General features: G+C 66.3%; 16 protein-coding genes and 2 pseudogenes. 12 read left to right on the forward strand and 6 right to left on the reverse strand.

Annotated elements, in window-relative coordinates; all coding sequences use genetic code 11:
- The first annotated feature begins 209 nt into the window (after positions 1–209).
- Positions 210–683 (forward strand): AAA family ATPase, encoded by a 474-nt coding sequence (locus AB0F17_RS24495; protein ID WP_358026670.1) that lies wholly within the window; start codon positions 210–212, stop codon positions 681–683.
- A 219-nt stretch (positions 684–902) separates the two neighbouring features.
- Here the strand turns inward: AB0F17_RS24495 and AB0F17_RS24500 are convergent, their stop codons facing one another.
- Complete coding sequence (locus tag AB0F17_RS24500; RefSeq protein WP_358026672.1) at positions 903–1,328, reverse strand: hypothetical protein; 426 nt, start codon at positions 1,326–1,328, stop codon at positions 903–905.
- A 341-nt stretch (positions 1,329–1,669) separates the two neighbouring features.
- Between AB0F17_RS24500 and AB0F17_RS24505 the strand changes: the two genes are divergently transcribed.
- Positions 1,670–2,503, forward strand: a complete 834-nt coding sequence (locus AB0F17_RS24505; RefSeq protein WP_358026674.1) for an IS5 family transposase — start codon at positions 1,670–1,672, stop codon at positions 2,501–2,503.
- On the forward strand, positions 2,488–2,937 hold the full coding sequence (locus tag AB0F17_RS24510; protein WP_358026677.1) for a hypothetical protein: 450 nt from the start codon (positions 2,488–2,490) through the stop codon (positions 2,935–2,937). Before AB0F17_RS24505 ends, AB0F17_RS24510 begins: the two co-directional genes overlap by 16 nt.
- A 435-nt stretch (positions 2,938–3,372) precedes the next feature.
- On the opposite strand, the gene AB0F17_RS24515 is transcribed toward AB0F17_RS24510, so the two are convergent.
- Together AB0F17_RS24515 and AB0F17_RS24520 are read right to left on the reverse strand one after the other, a co-directional pair.
- Positions 3,373–4,176 (reverse strand): hypothetical protein, encoded by an 804-nt coding sequence (locus AB0F17_RS24515; protein ID WP_358026679.1) that lies wholly within the window; start codon positions 4,174–4,176, stop codon positions 3,373–3,375.
- Positions 4,177–4,385: 209 nt separating this feature from the next.
- Positions 4,386–5,090, reverse strand: coding sequence for a hypothetical protein (locus AB0F17_RS24520; RefSeq protein ID WP_358026682.1), 705 nt, complete (start codon positions 5,088–5,090; stop codon positions 4,386–4,388).
- On the opposite strand from AB0F17_RS24520, the gene AB0F17_RS24525 reads away from it, so the two are divergent.
- The 5 genes and pseudogenes from AB0F17_RS24525 to AB0F17_RS24545 form a co-directional block, all read left to right on the forward strand.
- Complete coding sequence (locus AB0F17_RS24525) at positions 5,068–5,304, forward strand: hypothetical protein (protein ID WP_358026684.1); 237 nt, start codon at positions 5,068–5,070, stop codon at positions 5,302–5,304. The two genes, AB0F17_RS24520 and AB0F17_RS24525, sit on opposite strands and share 23 nt — an antisense overlap.
- A gap of 208 nt (positions 5,305–5,512) precedes the next feature.
- The gene (locus AB0F17_RS24530; protein ID WP_358026687.1) at positions 5,513–7,414 is read left to right on the forward strand and encodes a sugar transferase; all 1,902 of its coding nucleotides are present in this window, start codon (positions 5,513–5,515) and stop codon (positions 7,412–7,414) included.
- Positions 7,415–7,832: 418 nt separating this feature from the next.
- Positions 7,833–8,276: a hypothetical protein gene (locus AB0F17_RS24535; protein ID WP_358026689.1), complete on the forward strand. Its 444-nt coding sequence runs from the start codon at positions 7,833–7,835 to the stop codon at positions 8,274–8,276.
- Between the two features lie 174 nt (positions 8,277–8,450).
- Positions 8,451–8,771, forward strand: a pseudogene (locus AB0F17_RS24540) (FAD-dependent oxidoreductase); the annotation flags it as partial.
- A pseudogene (locus AB0F17_RS24545) lies at positions 8,735–8,971 on the forward strand (hypothetical protein); the annotation flags it as partial. The pseudogenes AB0F17_RS24540 and AB0F17_RS24545, both read left to right, overlap by 37 nt.
- An 84-nt stretch (positions 8,972–9,055) precedes the next feature.
- Here the strand turns inward: AB0F17_RS24545 and AB0F17_RS24550 are convergent.
- Positions 9,056–10,045, reverse strand: a complete 990-nt coding sequence (locus AB0F17_RS24550) for a zinc-binding dehydrogenase (protein WP_358026692.1) — start codon at positions 10,043–10,045, stop codon at positions 9,056–9,058.
- A gap of 232 nt (positions 10,046–10,277) precedes the next feature.
- On the opposite strand from AB0F17_RS24550, the gene AB0F17_RS24555 reads away from it, so the two are divergent.
- A complete protein-coding gene (locus tag AB0F17_RS24555) occupies positions 10,278–10,976 on the forward strand; it encodes an AraC family transcriptional regulator (RefSeq protein ID WP_358026694.1) in 699 nt (232 codons plus the stop codon).
- Here AB0F17_RS24555 and AB0F17_RS24560 read toward each other — a convergent pair.
- Complete coding sequence (locus tag AB0F17_RS24560; RefSeq protein WP_358026696.1) at positions 10,963–12,045, reverse strand: NAD(P)-dependent alcohol dehydrogenase; 1,083 nt, start codon at positions 12,043–12,045, stop codon at positions 10,963–10,965. The genes AB0F17_RS24555 and AB0F17_RS24560 overlap by 14 nt on opposite strands.
- Before the next feature lie 78 nt (positions 12,046–12,123).
- Here AB0F17_RS24560 and AB0F17_RS24565 point away from each other — a divergent pair, with 78 nt between their 5' ends.
- Positions 12,124–14,373, forward strand: a complete 2,250-nt coding sequence (locus AB0F17_RS24565; RefSeq protein ID WP_358026699.1) for a LuxR C-terminal-related transcriptional regulator — start codon at positions 12,124–12,126, stop codon at positions 14,371–14,373.
- Positions 14,374–14,484: 111 nt separating this feature from the next.
- On the opposite strand, the gene AB0F17_RS24570 is transcribed toward AB0F17_RS24565, so the two are convergent.
- Positions 14,485–14,799 carry a DUF1330 domain-containing protein gene (locus AB0F17_RS24570; protein WP_358026701.1) on the reverse strand — a complete coding sequence of 105 codons (315 nt, stop codon included), beginning with the start codon at positions 14,797–14,799 and terminating at the stop codon, positions 14,485–14,487.
- A gap of 76 nt (positions 14,800–14,875) precedes the next feature.
- Here AB0F17_RS24570 and AB0F17_RS24575 point away from each other — a divergent pair, with 76 nt between their 5' ends.
- The gene (locus AB0F17_RS24575; RefSeq protein WP_358026703.1) at positions 14,876–15,580 is read left to right on the forward strand and encodes a TetR/AcrR family transcriptional regulator; all 705 of its coding nucleotides are present in this window, start codon (positions 14,876–14,878) and stop codon (positions 15,578–15,580) included.
- Between the two features lie 516 nt (positions 15,581–16,096).
- On the forward strand, positions 16,097–16,918 hold the full coding sequence (locus AB0F17_RS24580; protein WP_358026706.1) for a helix-turn-helix domain-containing protein: 822 nt from the start codon (positions 16,097–16,099) through the stop codon (positions 16,916–16,918).
- Positions 16,919–16,965: the final 47 nt, after the last annotated feature.

A 16,965-nucleotide genomic window follows, 5' to 3' on the forward strand; every position in this document is an offset into this window, starting at 1 on the left:
AGCACCGGACGGCGTCCGGTCACCGGGCCGCTGCTTCAAGGCGGGACCGACACCATCACCACCAAGGCGATGACCGACCAGTCGCCGCGACGCTGTGCCGTACCGGCTCGGCTCGGCGATGGGCTACCGCCCCACCCCATGCCTGATCGTCCTGGCCACCTACCGGCCTGCGGCGAGGCACGGCGGTCGACCTCGCTTAGGGTAATGCCATGCCCAAGGTGTTGATCACGGGAATGTCGGGGACTGGCAAATCGACTGTTCTTCGAATCCTGGGCTCACGGGGGCACCGGATTGTGGATACGGACTACGGCCGGTGGAGCCACGAGATCACGCTGCCAGATGGGTCGTCGGACTGGGTATGGCGCGAGGAGGCCGTGACTGACCTGCTCACCGGGCACAAGAAGGACGGCTTGTTCGTGGCCGGCTGTATGAGCAATCAGGGGAAGTTCTACCAGCGGTTCGACCACATCGTGCTGCTGAGCGCGCCCGCTGAGGTGATGTTGGCCCGGGTCATGGCGCGGACCGACAATCCCTATGGCAAGCGGCCGGAGGAACGAGAAGCCATCCTGGAGAACCTTCGCGTTGTCGAGCCGCTGCTGCGAACTACCGCGACCATGGAGATCGACACGTCCGCTCCGGTAGAGCAGGTCGTCCGGCAGCTTGAGGGGCTTGCCTCGCCGTAGGGCCGTGGTGCCATCCGTGGGCTCAAATGGCCGCGGCCCGAGTGGCGAGCCACGCGCAAGAACGGCCCCTAAGCCACACGCGATCTCGTACGCCCACCCCATGAGCGCCCTTGTCCGTCGTTGAGGTCCTCCTTCCGGCCGACCGGCACGAACCAGGAGACGCCTGATGGCGTAGGAATCCATCCGGCTCTATATGCGAGGCCATCGATCCGCTTCGCTCTACATGCAGCGCCAGTCCCAGTCCCAGTCATGGGAGTCGTACACCTCGACAATGACTCGGCGTCCGCCGGCAGGTCCCTCGTCTTCGAAGAACAGGGAGATCATCGCCTTTTCCTCGGCGCCCGTGATCGATGCGCTGCCATAGTGGCGATGGATCTCCTGCGGCGTCAGCGCAGTCTGCAGCGTGATCCTTACGCGATAGTCGCAGTAGGCTCCGCTCCCCTTGGCCAGGTTCTTCCCGAAGGTCACGTCACGATCCATCGGGAAGACGTCTCCGGTACGTGGCGGAAGAGGATAGGCGAGGACACGCTCGTACAAGGCTTCGAGGCGGGCGTTGTCCCGCCACACGGGCATCATGACCAAGACGAACACCGCGGCAATCAGCGCGAACACAGCCGTCAGGGGGATCCACAGACCTCGTCTCATGAGATCGCACCATAAGGCCCCTTCATCAAGCGGAGGAACCAAGAGGAAGTCCAGTTGCCTCCGCTGCCACCGGGATACGGACCTGCGAGTGTTGGCTCTGAGCACGGCCGGTACGATTCCCGCCCGGACGAGACAGCCGATGTCGATGACACGGACATGCCTGGCAAGGTCAATGCGAGCTGGTTCCGGATGGCAACTGAATACGGGCTCATCAACGATGACCGTGAGTTCCTGCTCTCAGAGTGCGGTTCGCGAGCCTATGCCCGTGATGTCGTAGTGTGATCGTATGGATTTGTAGCGTTACCGCCGGTCGGCGGGTCCGGTCGTGCTGTGATGGTCGAGTGACTGAGCGCAAGCCGTACCCCAGTGACTTATCCGACGCGCAGTGGGCGGTGATCGAACCGGTACTCACCGCGTGGAAGGCCGCCCATCCGTCCGTCAGCGGCCACGAGGGCAACTACGAGTTACGCCAGATCGTCAACGCCATCCGCTACCAGGGACGGACCGGCGTCCAATGGGACTATCTCCCGCACGACCTGCCGCCCAAGAGCGCGACGTACTACTACTTCGGCAAGTGGCGTGACGACGGCACCGACAAGACCATCCACGACCTGCTGCGCTGGCATCTGCGCGAGAAGAAGAAGCGATTAGCCGACCCGAGCCTGGTCGTGCTGGACACCCAGAGCGTCCACGTCGCGGCCGGGGTCCCCGCCTCCACCACCGGAAAAGACGCCGCCAAGCGCGTGCCGGGCAGGAAACGCGGCCTGGCGGTAGACGTGCTGGGCCTGGTCATCGCCGTGGTCATGCTGGCCGCCTCGGTCCACGAGAACACCGCCGGGATCGCCCTGCTGGACCGGGTCGCCGCCAGCACGCAGGGAACCGTGACCAAGGCGCTGGTCGACCAGGGGTTCAAGAACACGGTCGTCGCGCATGGCGCCGACCTGGGGATCGACGTGGAGATCGTCGAACGTAGCCCCGCCGGCAAGGGATTCATCCCCCAGCCCAAGAGATGGGTCGTCGAGCAGACGTACGGCATTTTGATGTTCCACCGCCGTCTGGTCCGCAACTACGAGCACCTTCCGGCCAGTTCCGAATCACGGGTGTATTGGGCGATGACGGATGTGATGTCCCGCCGTCTGACCCGTGGTACGGCCCCGTCATGGCGGTGGACATGACCGGGCCCGACGTGCGCCAGTCCGACCCCGGCGCCTGGCTCCTGGACCGGATCGACGCCCGCGAGCACTCCCTGACCTGCCAGATCGAGCAGATCCAGGCGGAGATCGACACTCTCACCGCGCGTCTGGGCGAACTCAGCGAGCAGGTTGAGCACCTGCGGATCAGCCGCAAGACTCTCATCTCCCTCGCCGACGAAGATTCTGCGCCGGCCGACCCGCCGCCGGTTGTCCCCGATCATCCCGCCTACCAGCAGATTCTCGCCGTCTTCGGCGAGGCCGGTGGCTCCCTGCGCGCCCGTGACCTGGCCCTGGCCATGGACCTGCCCCTCAGCCAGAACAACATCCAGAACGTCCGCGCCAAGCTCAAACGCCTGGCCGACCGCGGCATCCTCGTCGAGACCGAGCCGGGATTGTTCACCCAGCCTCGCCCATAGCCCGAGCGGCGAGCCTTCGACCGGCCGACCTATCCCAACCCCACCGACGAAAGGGACATCAGCTCGCGGAACGCACTCTCAGTCTGCTACGCGAGATACTACGAAACGGACGATGGGTACGATGACCTCGCGTGGGTTCAGGTACGCCTCCTCGATGACTGGGATTTCGTCGCGAGTGAAGTAGATATGCTGCGAAGCGGGATGGCAGGGCTGTTCACCACACGCTTCGTGCCGGAGTTCACGGTGGCGTCCCTGGACGGGCGGACGATGATGAACACCACTGCCTGAGGCAACGGCACCGTCAGCACCATCGCGATACGCGCCCACAACGACTCTGCGCAGAGCGCGCGTTGATCCCAAAGAGGGCCTAGAGCCGGCGCGCCAAGCAGGAGAACGTCCCAACCAAGACGAGGGTGTTGTTCGGCAGCTCGTCGATCACCAGTCGTCGGTGATGAGGTGCTTGGGCGGAGCCGTAATCTTGACGGGTTTCCCCCATCCTCGGTAAATGATGTTCATCGTCATGGTCTCGGCGTCACCGCCCTCCGACGGGGCGAACCTCATGATGGCGTGGAAACGTCGCGGCAGGTTGTCCGGGCCCACCCAGAGTTTCCAGATGATCGGCCCGCTCCATACACCATCCTCCTTTGCGGTCCCGAAGGTTATCCCTGCCTGCCTCTCGCCCAGCGCGGGAACCGTCACCGTGCCGCTGTGGAGGGTCGTCTTCACTCCCTCGAAAGTTCCGCCATCGGCGCTGGTCGCATCGTGAGAGGCGACCTGTTTGAGGAAGCCCGGGTTGATCCCGTTGATCAGGTCCTCTCCCCAAATGACCCCGGGGAAATTCCGCCCGTAGGTCCATTTCCCCACTGTCGACGGCGACTTCCAGACGTACTTGCCGTCCTTGGAACGCACGTAGGCCTGTGAGTAGAACTCCCGGCCGATGCTGATTTCCCGGGAACGGCCTGTCCCCCCTACCTCCTGGGAGATCGTCGTGGTGTCGGCGGCGTACACGCCTGAAGCCCTGAAGCGGTACGCACCGGACGCCTTGATGTCCCAGGTGGCCGGGGGCCCGCCGCGTCGCTTGACGGAGAAGCGCACACTGCTCTTCGTCGCGAACTGCTTCTTGATCGCTTTGACGACGGAGTCGAGAGACTTCGATTCGGAAGTCGCGTGCACGGCGCCGCCGGGAATCGCGACGCTCAGCAGACCGGCCACCACGAGCACGACGCTCATGCGTTTCATGCGCGGATCATCACAGATGATGATCTCTATCTCATCACGGCAAGTCCCTGGCCCAGCACCGTCATCTGGCTGCGGCAGCGGCGCGCAGGATGTGGACCGCTTCGTCGCGATCTCGTGGTGGTCCGAAGACTCCGTCGCCGGCGAGTCGCATCGCGCCGTACCCGACCCGGCGCACGCGCTGTGCGCCGAGGACGAAGGACCCTCCGAGGTCAGGGGTGGATCTGGGAGCCATAGCCGAGGTCCAGGCGGATTGATTCGAGGATGATGAACGCGGTGCTGGCGGTGAAGACGTCGCCGGCGGCGAGGACGCCGGTGTACTTCTTGATGACCGGTGCTGCGGCGTGGTCGGCCGCGGCGTCGAGGTAGGTCCTGACTCCGGCCCAGGTGTTGTTGCCGTACTTCGTGAAGTACGGTGCCGGGTCGACCGTTGCCAGGGCGGTGCGGACGCCGGCGACGATGTCCGTGACGTACTGCTGGTGCACGGCCATGTCGTCGCGGGTGCCGAGCCGGCCCATGTGGCCGCCGATGTAGTGCTTCCACGGGTAGGACAGAGCCTTGGCCCGCGCGGCGATGGATCCGGGGACGTCCTCGTTCAGGTTGAAGCCGTAGAACGGCACCCAGCCGGGCAGGGCGACGTCGACGAGCATGAGCATGTCGTGGCCGGGCAGGCGAATGTAGATGTTGTCCGGGGTGTGGTTGGTGCCGTGCCAGGCCAGCTCGATGCGCTCGCCACCGACGCGGAGCGTCTTGTGGTCGTCGAAGGTGAGATGTCGCGCTCGACGCCCTCGACCGGACGGGTGGCGGTGAGAGTCCCGGCTGCCGCCTACGGCGGGTTGATCAGGTCGCGGAGCTGGTGGCGGCTGTGCCAGCTGGATGCGGGCGCTGGATGACGTGGCGGCGCTGGAAGCCGACACCGTGATCGCCGGCCACCGCAACCCCTCGGCCGTCGACGACGACGCCCGCCGCCAGCTCGGCGAGTGCCGCCGCTACCTCGCCGATTTCGAGGCGGCGCTGCAACGTAGCTCCGCCCCTGCCGAGCTCATCGACCGGATGATGGCGTCTTACCCGGACCTGGCGAACCCCTACACACTCTGGTTCGCGGCCCATGACCTGCTCAGGCCGCTGTAAGGTCGCCGATGACGCCGCGGAGCCCAGATCCGGTAGCCGCCGGGAACGCCACTGGCGACGCCTCCTCCGCTGATCTTTCTGCCAGGACTGCCAAAAGCGGCCACATATTCCATCGGCGTAGATGATCCGTTAGAGTTTCGCAAACGTTTGCTATAGATCATGGAGTCGAGGAGACATCTCCCCCAACGATCTGACCCCCGCACGGGTATTGCAATTCAACCCGGAGATCTGGGTCAGCGCGGGGAGAGGCGTCTGGGAGGCCGCTGATGATGCGGCCCTGGGCGTGGACGCGTTCTGCCTGGCGATGGATGAACGGCCCTTCGGTCAGGACGATCTGGGCCGGGCGCTGTTCGAGGGCGATCCCGAGGCGGGCCTGCCGGGGTTGGCCGGAATACGTGACGACCTGCTGAAAGACCTGGTCGTGGCGGTGAACCTGCTACGCGGGATGGCAGCCGGGCTGGTCGTCACCGGGGGCACATACGCCACAGCCGAGGGGGCGAACACCGGGATCCCGCGCGCGCAGCCGTACCCGGGATGGCTGACGGATCCGGAGGAGTACAAACCCAAGCTGGGCCCGCACGGCCTACCGACGACCACGCCACCGCCTGACCTCGTGAGCCGGGCGCTCTGGTTCCTCGAGTCCGTAGGAGTCGGGGCCGCGTGGCCGGATGGCGATCTCGACGGTGTGGCGCGACTGCGGGATGCCGCGACGGCGCTGGGACGCGTGCTCGGCGATGTTCAGGAGCAGATCGCCGGGCAGGCCAGGCGGGCGACCGGGGCCGGGGCCGGGCCGGCAACGGCCGCGTTCGGACGGGCCGCGCTGATGGTCCACGGCGAGAAGGGGCAGTTGGCGGACCTCCGGCGGCGGTGCGAGCATCTCGCCTACTGCGGCCAGATCGCCTATGACGCGATCGTCAAGGCCAGATGGCGATTCGTGGCATCCGCCGCGTTCGTGCTGGCACTGATGCTCCTCGCGAAGCTACTGGCCCCCCGCCTCGGCCCATTACTCGACGCCGCGGTGAAAAGGCTGCTCCGAACGGAGGGCCTGGCACTGCGGATCACCTTGCTGATCATCCGTCAGGCCGCGCTGGGCGCGATGTACTCCGGCGGGCTGAGCGCGATCGATCAGTTGTTCACCACCGGCACCATCGATGCGGCGGGGTTGCTTCGGGGTACGGTGCACGGAGCGCTCGCCGGCGGGTTGATGGCCGGTGCGCACGGCGCGCTGCCGGCGTTACTGCGCCGGGGCGGACCCGCGCTCACCGGCTTGGCCGAGGCCATGGAGTCGGCCACATGGGAGCGGGCATTCTCCCGGATCCTGGTCGGCGGGGCGGTGAGTACAACCGTGCTGGCGACCGCGGGATGGGCCGGCGGTGCCGGCTGGAATTGGAAGCACGCCGCTGAGATGGGATTCGGCATGGCCGTTCTCAGCACCGGCGCGGCAATCGCCGCCCGAAGCTGGCCTGCCCCAGCCTATGCGAGTCTGACCGGCAAAGCCTGGAAGCAGAGTCCGGCCAAGCGGTGGCATGACGTCAAGTGGGCCTCGGGGATGCTCCTGATCACCGGTCCTGCGATCGCCGTCTTCGCGCTCGCAAAGTTCGTCGAGGACAGAAAGAATCCCTTCTTCTTCCAGAAACGGATCGGCCAGTTCGGCCATGAGTTATGGCTGGCCAAGGGCCGTTCGATGAAGACAACCGACGGCAAGGACAGCAGCTCCGGCGCATCAGACAAGCGGCGCACGAAGGTCGGCGGATTTTGGGCGAAGAGCAGTCTGGACGAGTTCATCCAACTGGCTTACAACGTTATCTACAAGAGCAACATGTCGGTCGTGAACGACCGACCGCTGTTGGAGGTCGACAGACAGAAAACAATAAGTGCCCTCGGCCCCATCCTGGGCCCGGTCTGGGACGAAAAGGATCTGGCTGGGAAGCCCGGGCTGTTCGGTCGCTTCCCCAACAAGGTCCTCGAGCTCAATCTCAAGGCGATGACCAACGCCTACTACGTTCAGCGAGGCCACCAGGGTATCTGGCATGACAAAACCGCGAGCCTGGCTTCGGACCGGAAGATTTTTTGGGATTCCATTTTCGCCTACTGGAAGCGCATCTCCTAGTCTCGACCTTTCGTGCGCCCAGCAGAAAGGAAAGAGAAGCCGTGACGTAGCGGCTGACCTTCTTTTCACAAGGCCACCAAAGGACAAGGTGGTTCCCAGAAGGTTGACGAATCGGCAGCTTGCCACCCTGTACGGCGGCATGCTGGATCGCAGGCTCTTCGTAAGCGCCCTGGCCAGGTCGCCCTGCACGGCCCTGCTACGGTTGAACGGCAGTATGATCACGGCCCGTGGCAGCGATGTCGGTCTTGCTTAACCTACGTATATGCGGCGCTTGTGCGGGATCGTGCTGGCAGTCATCGGGATGATGAGCGTTACGAGTTGCTCGCCTCCCACAGGCGGGTGGTCCGGCGTCAGTATCGACGCGCAGGGGCATCCCATCATCGTCTTGGCATGGTGCGAGGGAGCGGATCCTGAACGTGTGAGCATCTCCCACCACGAGGACGCCTCGGGCGCCTTGGATTCGGCGCCAGGCCCTTCGTCATCCGCAACGGTCGCGGATGATGTGGACTTTATCGCACCGCCTCTCAATGGGCAGAGCGCAGCTGTCCGGCTGGATACACCAGAAGACGGTTGGACGGTAGAGCCGAAACCGTTCGCGCTCCGCCCGGGGGTGCTCTATTCGGCGATCGGCTATCAGAACCAGGGTGGCTCCTCCAGCCAAGTCAATATCCGCGACGTCAGCTTCAGGGCGGCTGACTTCGCCAAGCTCAAGCCGGGCCAGGTCCTCATCCAGCAGGGGGAAAGCGTTCCGCCGAAGACTCCAGAGGCCAACGGAGTGGACTCAGAGATCGTCTTTGTGGACAAGGTGATCTCCCGGGAGGACTTCGACCGCGAGGGCCAGAATTGGGCCAACTGCGAATGATCACCCTCGTGCAGCATCACGGAGGCGATCTCGGACAGTCGGTAAGTTCTGTGTCACAGCTGGGGATGGGCCAAAGGCTCCGGCCACGAACACGTGTTCCCGCGCTCTCGAGTGGAGTGACGTACGTCACGTCGCGTCATTTCACGTCTCAGCGATCCGCGGTGTCCTGAGGGCATGACCGAACACAACACAGCCCACAAGGTCGTGGTCATCGGCGGCGGTTACGCCGGAACGCTCGCGGCCAACCGCCTGCGGATGCGCGCCGACGTCGACATCACTCTGGTCAATCCGCGCCCGGAGTTCGTCGAACGCATCCGGCTGCACCAGTTCGTGGCCCGTACCGGCGAGGCCACGATCGACTACGGCACGCTGCTCGGCGAGGGCATCCAGCTGGTCGTCGACAGCGTCACGCGCATCGACACCGCCGCCCGCACCGTGCGGTTGGCGTCGGGCAGCGCGCTGGACTACGACTACGTCATCTACGCGGTCGGCAGCACCGCGGAGTCGATCTCGTCCGCGCCCGTCCTGCCGAGGGCTCCGATCTCGGCGCGGACGCCGTACTCATCCGTCCCGACGGACATGTCGCCTGGGTCACCCGCGCCGGCGAGCAGCCAGACCTGGACGCGCTCCGGACCGCCCTCACGACGTGGCTCGGCCCGGCCGGCCTTCACCGCCCCACGGCAACCTCGGATTAAGTCAGGCACTGGCGACGACCTGGCCGGACCATAACGGATACCAGCAACAGAAGGAGAAACGCTTTGCCCTCTGGCGACGGTTGCTTAGGGCACCACGACGAGCTTCCCGGTGGCTTGGTCGTTCTCCATGTACCGGTGGGCCGCGACGATGTCGTCCAGGCCGAAGACACGGTCGACGTTGGGTCGATAGACGCCGGCCTCGACCTCGTGGACGATCCGCTGCAGTACGGTCGTGCCCGCGCTGCCCTTGAAGTCGTCGCTGTGGAAAGCCGTGAGCTTGGTTCCGGACGGGATCATCGCTATCGGCTCGAAGTCCGGGATCGCCCATCCGCTGAGGGAGCCCGACACGCACACCGTCCCGCCACGACGGACCAGGCGCAGCGAGTCCACCGCCGTGCGCGCCCCGACAAGATCCAGAACATGGTCCGGCCCCTCGGGCCAGACCGCGTGCACGCTCGCCGCCAGCGATCCCCCGGCGTCGACGAGCACATGGTCGACGCCGGCCGCGGTCAACGCGTCGGCCTTGCCTTGCCGCCGGGTCGTGGCCGCGGTCTCGACACCGTAACCGGCCGCGATCGACGCGGCCGCCATCCCCACCGACGACGTCCCGCCACGGATCAGCAACCGCCCCTGACCACCCGGTACGACCCCCAACGCGTCCAGCGATCCCTGCGCGGTCAGGTACGTCTCAGGTAGCGCGGCCAAGACGTCCCAGGGCAACGTGGTGGTGACCGGCATCAGCAGCGAGTTCGGCAGCAACGCGTACTCCGCATAACCGCCGTCGAACTCCCGGCCCATCTCACCCATCACCGCCGCGACGGTCGTCCCGTCCGGCAACTCGGGATCGGTCGAGGCTGCCACGATTCCCACACATTCGATGCCGAGCACCCGCGGGAACGTCACGTTCGGGGAATGCCCCTGGCGGGTCCTCAGCTCCGACCGGTTCAAGCCCGTGCCCTTCACCCGCACCAGACTCCAGCCCTCCCGAACCGCCGGCACCGGCAGCTCCCGGATCTCCAGCACCTCCGGGCCACCCGCCCTGACACAGACCGCCGCTCGCATGGTCATACTCATCTCGCACCACCTCGGGAACATGGGTTGTCGCGACACCGAACATCTCATCGCGCACGCATCCACTGTCGCGAGAAAGCGCTGTGACCGGCCACCGGTAGAATGCCAAGTTATGCCCGTTGGCCGCCAACCTGCCCGGCCCGATCCGACATCACATCTATGGCCGTCCGGAGGCGTACATCTATGGCCATCGGGGGGAACCAGCTCGGCGGATTCTCATTCACGTGGACATCTGGTGTACGCGGCCCATGGCGTCCTGTCCGTGCACACCGAACGTGGCACATCGATCGTGCCGGCCAATCGAGTCGCATGGACTCCCGCCGGGTTCACGCACTACCACCGGGCTCACAGCCACACCGATATGCGGATCCTCTTCCTACCGGCGTCCCTGGCCCGGCTCGTACCCGGCCATCCTGCCGTGTTCACGGTCTCCGACCTCGCCCGCGAAATCGTGCTCGCCCTCACGGGCCCACGCAACTACGACCGCGCCGCGGGCGACCACGACCGGGCCAGGAGCGCTCGCCTCCGTCGAGTCCTCGTCGACGAACTCCACGAAGCACGCGAGCAGCCACTGCACCTGCCGGAACCGCACGATGACCGGTTGCAAGCCATTGCCCGGATGATGTACGAGCAGCCCGGAGACAACACCTCACTGGCCGAACTCGGGCAGACGATCGGAGCCAGCGCCCGCACTCTCAGCCGGCTGTTCCACAACGAACTCCGCATGACCTTCTATGAATGGCGCACACAACTACGCATCTACCACGCACTCGTCCTTCTCGCTGACGGCCACGACACGACCCACGTCGCCCACGCCTGCGGCTGGGCGAATCCCAGCAGCTTCATCTCAGCCTTCACCAACATCATCGGCACCACCCCGGGCCGCTACCGATCCGGCCGGCACCGCCCCACCACCCCTGCTACGAAACAGTGATGACCACCTTGCCCCGAGCGTGTCCCTTGTCGAGGTAGCGGATGGCGTCCGGAACGGCGCTGAGCGCGTACGTCCGGTCGATGACCGGAGCGATCTTCCCGGCTTCGGCGTGCTTGCGCAGCAGGTCGAGATCGTCGCCACTCGCCTTCGCCACGATCGGCGCCAGCCGCTGACCGATCAGCGGGGAGAGCACGAGCAGCTTGAGCGGACCGAGCAAGGGGCGGATCCACATCCCCTTGAGCGGCCCGCCGACGGCCACGAACACGCCGTTCGGGGTGAGCAGCCGCCTGATCACGGGCAGGGGGTGGTTGCCGACCATGTCGATCATCAGGTCGTAGCGGCGTCCCGTCCCGGTGATGTCGTCGCGGGTGTAGTCCACGACGTGGTCGGCGCCGATCGAGCGGACCATGTCCACGTTGTGGGTGCCGCACACGCCGGTCACCTCGGCGCCGTACACCTTGGCGAGCTGCACCGTGAACGTGCCCGCACCTCCCCCGGCGCCGTTGACGAGCACCTTGTGCCCAGGCATGATGCGGCCCTTGTCGCGCAATGCCTGAACAGCGCTGAGCGCCGACACCGGCATGGCCGCCGCCTCCTCGAAAGAGAGGTTGGCCGGCTTCTTGGCAACCATCCCGTCCTGGGGGAGGCTGGCGTACTCGGCGAACGCCGCACTGCGCGCGGTGGGCGCCATGCCACGACCGCCGTAGACCTCGTCTCCCGGCCGGAACCTGGTGACGTTCCGGCCCACGGCCTCGACGCAGCCCGCCATCTCGCCGCCCAGGCCGATCGGCCTGGGCCGGGGCAGACCGCACAGCAGGCGCATGAAGTACGGCGTGCCCGTCATGGTGCGAACATCGAGCGGGCTGACGGCGGCCGCCTTCACCCTGACCAGCACGTCGTCATCGCCGACAGCGGGCATGTCGACGTCCTCCAGGCTCAGAACATCGGGCGAACCATACCGGTTGAAGCGGATTGCCTTCATGACCTCTCCTGCGCGCGCCACCTGCCGTACGGGCGGGGCGCCGACGAAGCTGACCTCGACGCGCTGTATCACCGGCTCCTCGGACATGCTCGTCACGGTAGGCAGCGGGGCCGGGCCGCCGATATCACGGAGATTCGTGATTCGGGAGTAGTGTCCAGGTCAACCATGGCCAGACCGCCGCGCCTCTCGGGCAACCTGCCGGCCGAAGCGACCAGCTTCGTGGGCCGCCGCCACGAGCTGGCAGACGTCAGGAGGAAACTCTCCGAGGCGCGCCTGGTCAGCCTCGTCGGGCCGGGCGGGGTCGGCAAGACGCGCCTGGCGATCAGGATGGCGGCCGATCTCGGCCGCGGGTTCCCGGACGGGGCATGGCTGGTGGAGCTGGCCGAGGTACGGGATCCGGCCCGGGTCGGCGACGCCGTGCTGACGACCCTGGACTTACGGGACCAGGCGGCGACCGAGCCCCTGGCCCGGCTGCTGTCCTACCTGCGCGACAAGAGGCTGCTGCTGGTGGTGGACAACTGTGAGCACCTGGTCGAAGCGGCCGCCCGGCTCGTGACCGAGGTGCTGAAGGCCGCGCCGGGCGTCCGGGTGATGGTCACCAGCCGCGAGCCGCTGTCGGCGCCGGGCGAGCACGTGGTCCCCGTACCGCCGCTCGAACTGCCCGTGGCTCACACGGCTCTCGCGCGGCTCCGGCAGAACGAGGCGGTCGCGCTGTTCGTGGAACGGGCCGCGGCGGGATCGGGCGCGTTCGAGCTGACCGCGGCGAACCAGGCGGCCGTGGTCGATCTGTGCCGCCGGCTCGACGGCCTGCCCCTGGCGATCGAACTGGCGGCCGTCAGGACCCGGGTGCTCACCGCCGGGCAGATCCTCGATCGCCTGACCGACCGGTTCGGGCTGCTCGTCGGGGGTGGCCGGGCCGCGCTGCCGCGCCATCAGACATTGCGTACGACCATCGATTGGAGCCACGACCTGCTGGCGGCGGGCGAGCAGACGTTGTTGCGGCGGTTGTGCGTGTTCGCGGGCAGGTTCACGCTCGAAGACATCGAGTACGTCTGCGATTCCGCGGACGCGTTGGACCTTCTGTCTTCGCTCGTCGACAAATCCCTGGTGATGAAGGAGGACGCCGGAGATCTCGCCTGCTATCGGCTGCACGAGACGATGCGCGAATACGCCGTTCTCAAGCTGCGGGCGGCCGGTGAGGAAGAGGCCGTCGAACGGCGATTCGCCGACTACTACAGAACGAGGTGCCTGCGTTCCACGGCCGAGGCCCGATTCCGGCTTGTCGAGTGGCTCGAATGGATGAACCTGGAGATCGACAACGTCCGATCGGTTCTCCGGCGATCCCTGGACCAGGAGGATTTCTCCGGCGGCATTGCCCTCGCCGTCTCCCTCGGCTGGTACTGGATGACGCGGGCGACCAATGAAGGCGTTCGGTGGCTCGACGAGCTGATCGCGTCCGGAGGCGGTGATGCGCAGGGACACTTCATGCGCGGGTTCCTGGCCGTGCTGCAGTCCGATCCGGTAACCGCCGGATCGGCGCTCGAAAAGGCGGTGGCGGCGGCCCGGGAGCCGAGTCTGCGGTCACAATCGCTCTCTCTGGCCTCGATGGCCGCGAACATGACCGGCGATCGCGAATCCGCCAAGCGCCTGCTCGGCGAGGCCCGCGCGGCGTGCGACGACCTCCCGGCCACGCTGATGTCGTTGCAGGCCCAGTCGCTCAACGGACTGTTCGACGGCGATCTCGACAGCGTGAGATCCGCGTCGTCACAAGGCGTGCGGATCAGCCGGGAAATCGGCGACCTCTACAGCCTCGACATGATGCTGTTCAACCACGGCTCCGTCATGCTGATGGCCGGTGATCTCGGCGAATCCAAGCCACTGTTCACGGAGGCACTGCGAATCGCCCAGCGGATCGACGACCGGGTGGCGCAGTATTGCCTGCTCGACGCCTTGGGGTGCCATGCCGCCGACTCGGGCGCGGCGCGGCTCGCGGCGCGACTGCTGGGGGCGGCGGAAACCGTGCGCACGGGCGCGGGCGCGGACATCCTGCCCTTTCTCCTCCCACTCGTCACCCGGGCCGAACAATCGGCGGCCGCGGAACTCGGGCCCGCCAGATTCGAGGCCGAATTCGAGGCGGGAAAACGCTTGAGCCGGGCCGCCGCCATCGGGCTGGCACTCGGCGAATCGCCCCAGGTCGCCGCCTCCGCCTCCGCCTCCGCCGACGTGGCGCCGCTCGGGAAGCGGGAGGCAGAGGTCGCGCGACTGGTCACGGACGGCCTGAGCAACAAGCAGATCGGGGCCCGGCTTTTCATTTCCGAGCACACTGTGGACAGCCATGTTCGCCATATTCTGAACAAGCTCGGGTTCAAGTCGCGTACTCAGATTGCCGCCTGGATGGCATCGTCCGACCAGTAAAAGACGAAGCTTCCCCGAACTGGCGGAGATGCACGTACACCACTCCCATGGACGCAACCCGCGCCGGAACTCCGCGACCTTTCTCGGCACTCCTTTCCGTCACCGCACCAGCTAGGCCGGGAGGGAGAAGCCCTCGGGTGGAGAGCCTTCGGCGAACGACATCCGCACCCGAGTCGCGCTCTTCCGCATCTCCCGGGCCCGCCGGTATTCGGGAGAGTCGTACCACTCCCTTATCCGGTCCATGTCGGGGAACTCGATGACCAGCAGGCGGGAGAAATCCCAGGCGCCCTCGACCGGCTCGGGTGTGGGGCCTGCCACAAGGTAACGCCCGCCGTGGCTGAGGATGGACGGCTGGGCCACGGCGGCGTAGGCCAGGCTGGCCTCTTGGTCGAGCACGTCGGCTCCGACAATGACGTAAGCGGGCATGGTTCCCTACCTTCTTGGACACGGCGTGTACTTTTGATACGCCGAAACCTAATGTACTCCTGTAACCTAGGTCAACATGAGCACGGACGCTGTGATGAGCCGCCGGGAACGCCTGCGGGCGGAGACGAGCCATGAGATCAAGGCCATCGCGGTGCGGCAGATGGCCGACGGAGGGCCAGGGGCGATCTCGCTGCGCGGCATCGCCCGCGAGATGGGAATGACCCCACGTGCGATCTACAGCTATTTCCCCACCCGAGACGACCTGATCACGGCACTGATCAGCGAGATCGCCGCCTCGCTCGCCGAGTCATTGGAAACCGCCAGCAACGCCGTGCCCGACACCGATCCCGGCGGCAAGCTGATGGCCTGGGGCCAAGCCCTGAGGGAATGGGCGCTGGCTCACCCGGAGAGCTTCCGGCTCTTCTACGGCCAGCCCATCCCTGGCTATCAGCCCCCCGAGGACGGACCGGTGGACCGGACAGCGCGCCGAGTGTGCCGCGACCTCACCCGCCTGGTAGCCATCGCATGGCCCCACGCCCGGCACCACCAGCCCGAGGACGCCTCCTGGTCCGATCTTCACCCGGACTATGTCGCGAAGATCCAGGCAGACCTCCCGGATGTGCCACCTGCCGCGGCAGCGCTCGCGCTGCGGGTCTGGGGCCGCATGCACGGCCTGGTGGCCCTGGAGATCGACGGTCACATCCATCCCGTCGCAGGCAACCCAGCCGCGCTGCACCGCGCTGAAATGCTTGACCTGGTCAGGTCACTGGGCCTGGCCTAGCGCCGCCAGCCGACGGCGGATATGAACCAGCTCTACCGGGATGACACACGCATCGTTCCGCCTCGCCATGCTTCTCGCCACGGCAAGTGAGCACTGTGTTGCGACGACTCCTCGAATGCGCCTTATCGCCTGTTCAGAGGCACTTTCACGTGAGAGCCGACGAGGGAAATCGTGCGAGGCGGCGTTGCTGTACAGCTCTCCTCGCTTGGCACCCAACAACAATCCAGTGTGCATTTCCGCGTTCCTGGTGAACCGCCTCACACGAAGATCAGCCACCTTTCCCTTCGGTGAGTTAGCACTGCCGCAGGAAGCGGCCCTCCCTCTCGTCGGGGCTGAGGAAGCCGTAACCCACCCCGCTCTCAGCGAACAATGAGGGCCCTTCACAACGTGGGGTGTAGTTGGGGACCGAAATGCGCCGGGGCGCCCGTCAGGGATCGGCGCCGGCTCGATGCTGGCGGCGGGCGTGATGCCGGATGGGCCGTCGGCGATGATGTCGGCGTGGAGTATGTATCCAGAATGCCCGGTCCGCCGCTGGACGGGCTGATCGACGACCTCTACTACCTGGAGGGCGCCCCGCCGTACTCCCGGTTGATGCTGCCGGCGGCGCCCGCGCCATTGCTCATCGTCAACCTCGGGGCGCCGTTTCTCATCCGCGCAGGCACCGACGTAGACGCCGTGGAGTACGCCGACGGCTGCGCGGTCACCACGCCCACGCGTGCGTGGGAGTTCAGCTACCCAACCCCGACCCGGTCCGTGGGCGTCCACTTCAGGCCGTGGGGCCTGGCACCGTTCCTTCCGATGCCCGCGGCCGAGTTGTGCGACCGGCCTGCGACGGTGGAGCAAATCTGGGGCCAGCCCGCTATCGCTGAATTGCGACACCGACTGACCTTGGCGGAGGCACCGCACGAAATGCTGATGTTGCTCGAGGAGGAACTGGTGCGACGGCTGCGGGTGATCGACGGCCTTGACCTGGTCCGCCAAATGAGCAGCGCCGTTGCGGCGACAGGCGGGACAGTGCCGATCAGCGACATCGGTGTGGCGGCCCGCGCCAGCAGCACGTATTTGGCGAAGCGGTTCAAGGCCGTAGTCGGTGTCACGCCAAAACGGCTGGCTCGCAGCTACCGCTTCAGCTCCGCCGTGTTGGCGCTCGACGTCGCTGCACCGATCGACTGGGGAGACGTTGCCGCTGGCGCGGGCTACTTCGACCAGGCCCACTTCGTGCGCGAGTTCCGGGAGTTCACCGGGCTCACGCCGACCCGGTACGCCGAAGTCCGGCGGCGATTCCTGCGCGATCATCCCGACCACGTCCTGGACGGCTGGCCGCTCCCGGCCGATTGATTTCGTACAAGAGCGACAGCTCACGTCGCACAAGACTTGGGACTCCA

The sequence above is a fragment of the Nonomuraea sp. NPDC026600 genome (genome assembly GCF_040638335.1).
Lineage (GTDB): Bacteria > Actinomycetota > Actinomycetes > Streptosporangiales > Streptosporangiaceae > Nonomuraea.

Coding starts and splice junctions, on each gene's coding strand:
- AB0F17_RS24565 (WP_358026699.1), top strand. CDS start 12,124: ATGGCCAGACCGCCGCGCCTCTCGGGCAACCTGCCGGCCGAAGCGACC.
- AB0F17_RS24570 (WP_358026701.1), bottom strand. CDS start 14,799: ATGCCCGCTTACGTCATTGTCGGAGCCGACGTGCTCGACCAAGAGGCC.
- AB0F17_RS24495 (WP_358026670.1), top strand. CDS start 210: ATGCCCAAGGTGTTGATCACGGGAATGTCGGGGACTGGCAAATCGACT.
- AB0F17_RS24580 (WP_358026706.1), top strand. CDS start 16,097: ATGCCCGGTCCGCCGCTGGACGGGCTGATCGACGACCTCTACTACCTG.
- AB0F17_RS24500 (WP_358026672.1), bottom strand. CDS start 1,328: ATGAGACGAGGTCTGTGGATCCCCCTGACGGCTGTGTTCGCGCTGATT.
- AB0F17_RS24575 (WP_358026703.1), top strand. CDS start 14,876: ATGAGCACGGACGCTGTGATGAGCCGCCGGGAACGCCTGCGGGCGGAG.
- AB0F17_RS24510 (WP_358026677.1), top strand. CDS start 2,488: ATGGCGGTGGACATGACCGGGCCCGACGTGCGCCAGTCCGACCCCGGC.
- AB0F17_RS24515 (WP_358026679.1), bottom strand. CDS start 4,176: ATGAAACGCATGAGCGTCGTGCTCGTGGTGGCCGGTCTGCTGAGCGTC.
- AB0F17_RS24550 (WP_358026692.1), bottom strand. CDS start 10,045: ATGAGTATGACCATGCGAGCGGCGGTCTGTGTCAGGGCGGGTGGCCCG.
- AB0F17_RS24560 (WP_358026696.1), bottom strand. CDS start 12,045: ATGTCCGAGGAGCCGGTGATACAGCGCGTCGAGGTCAGCTTCGTCGGC.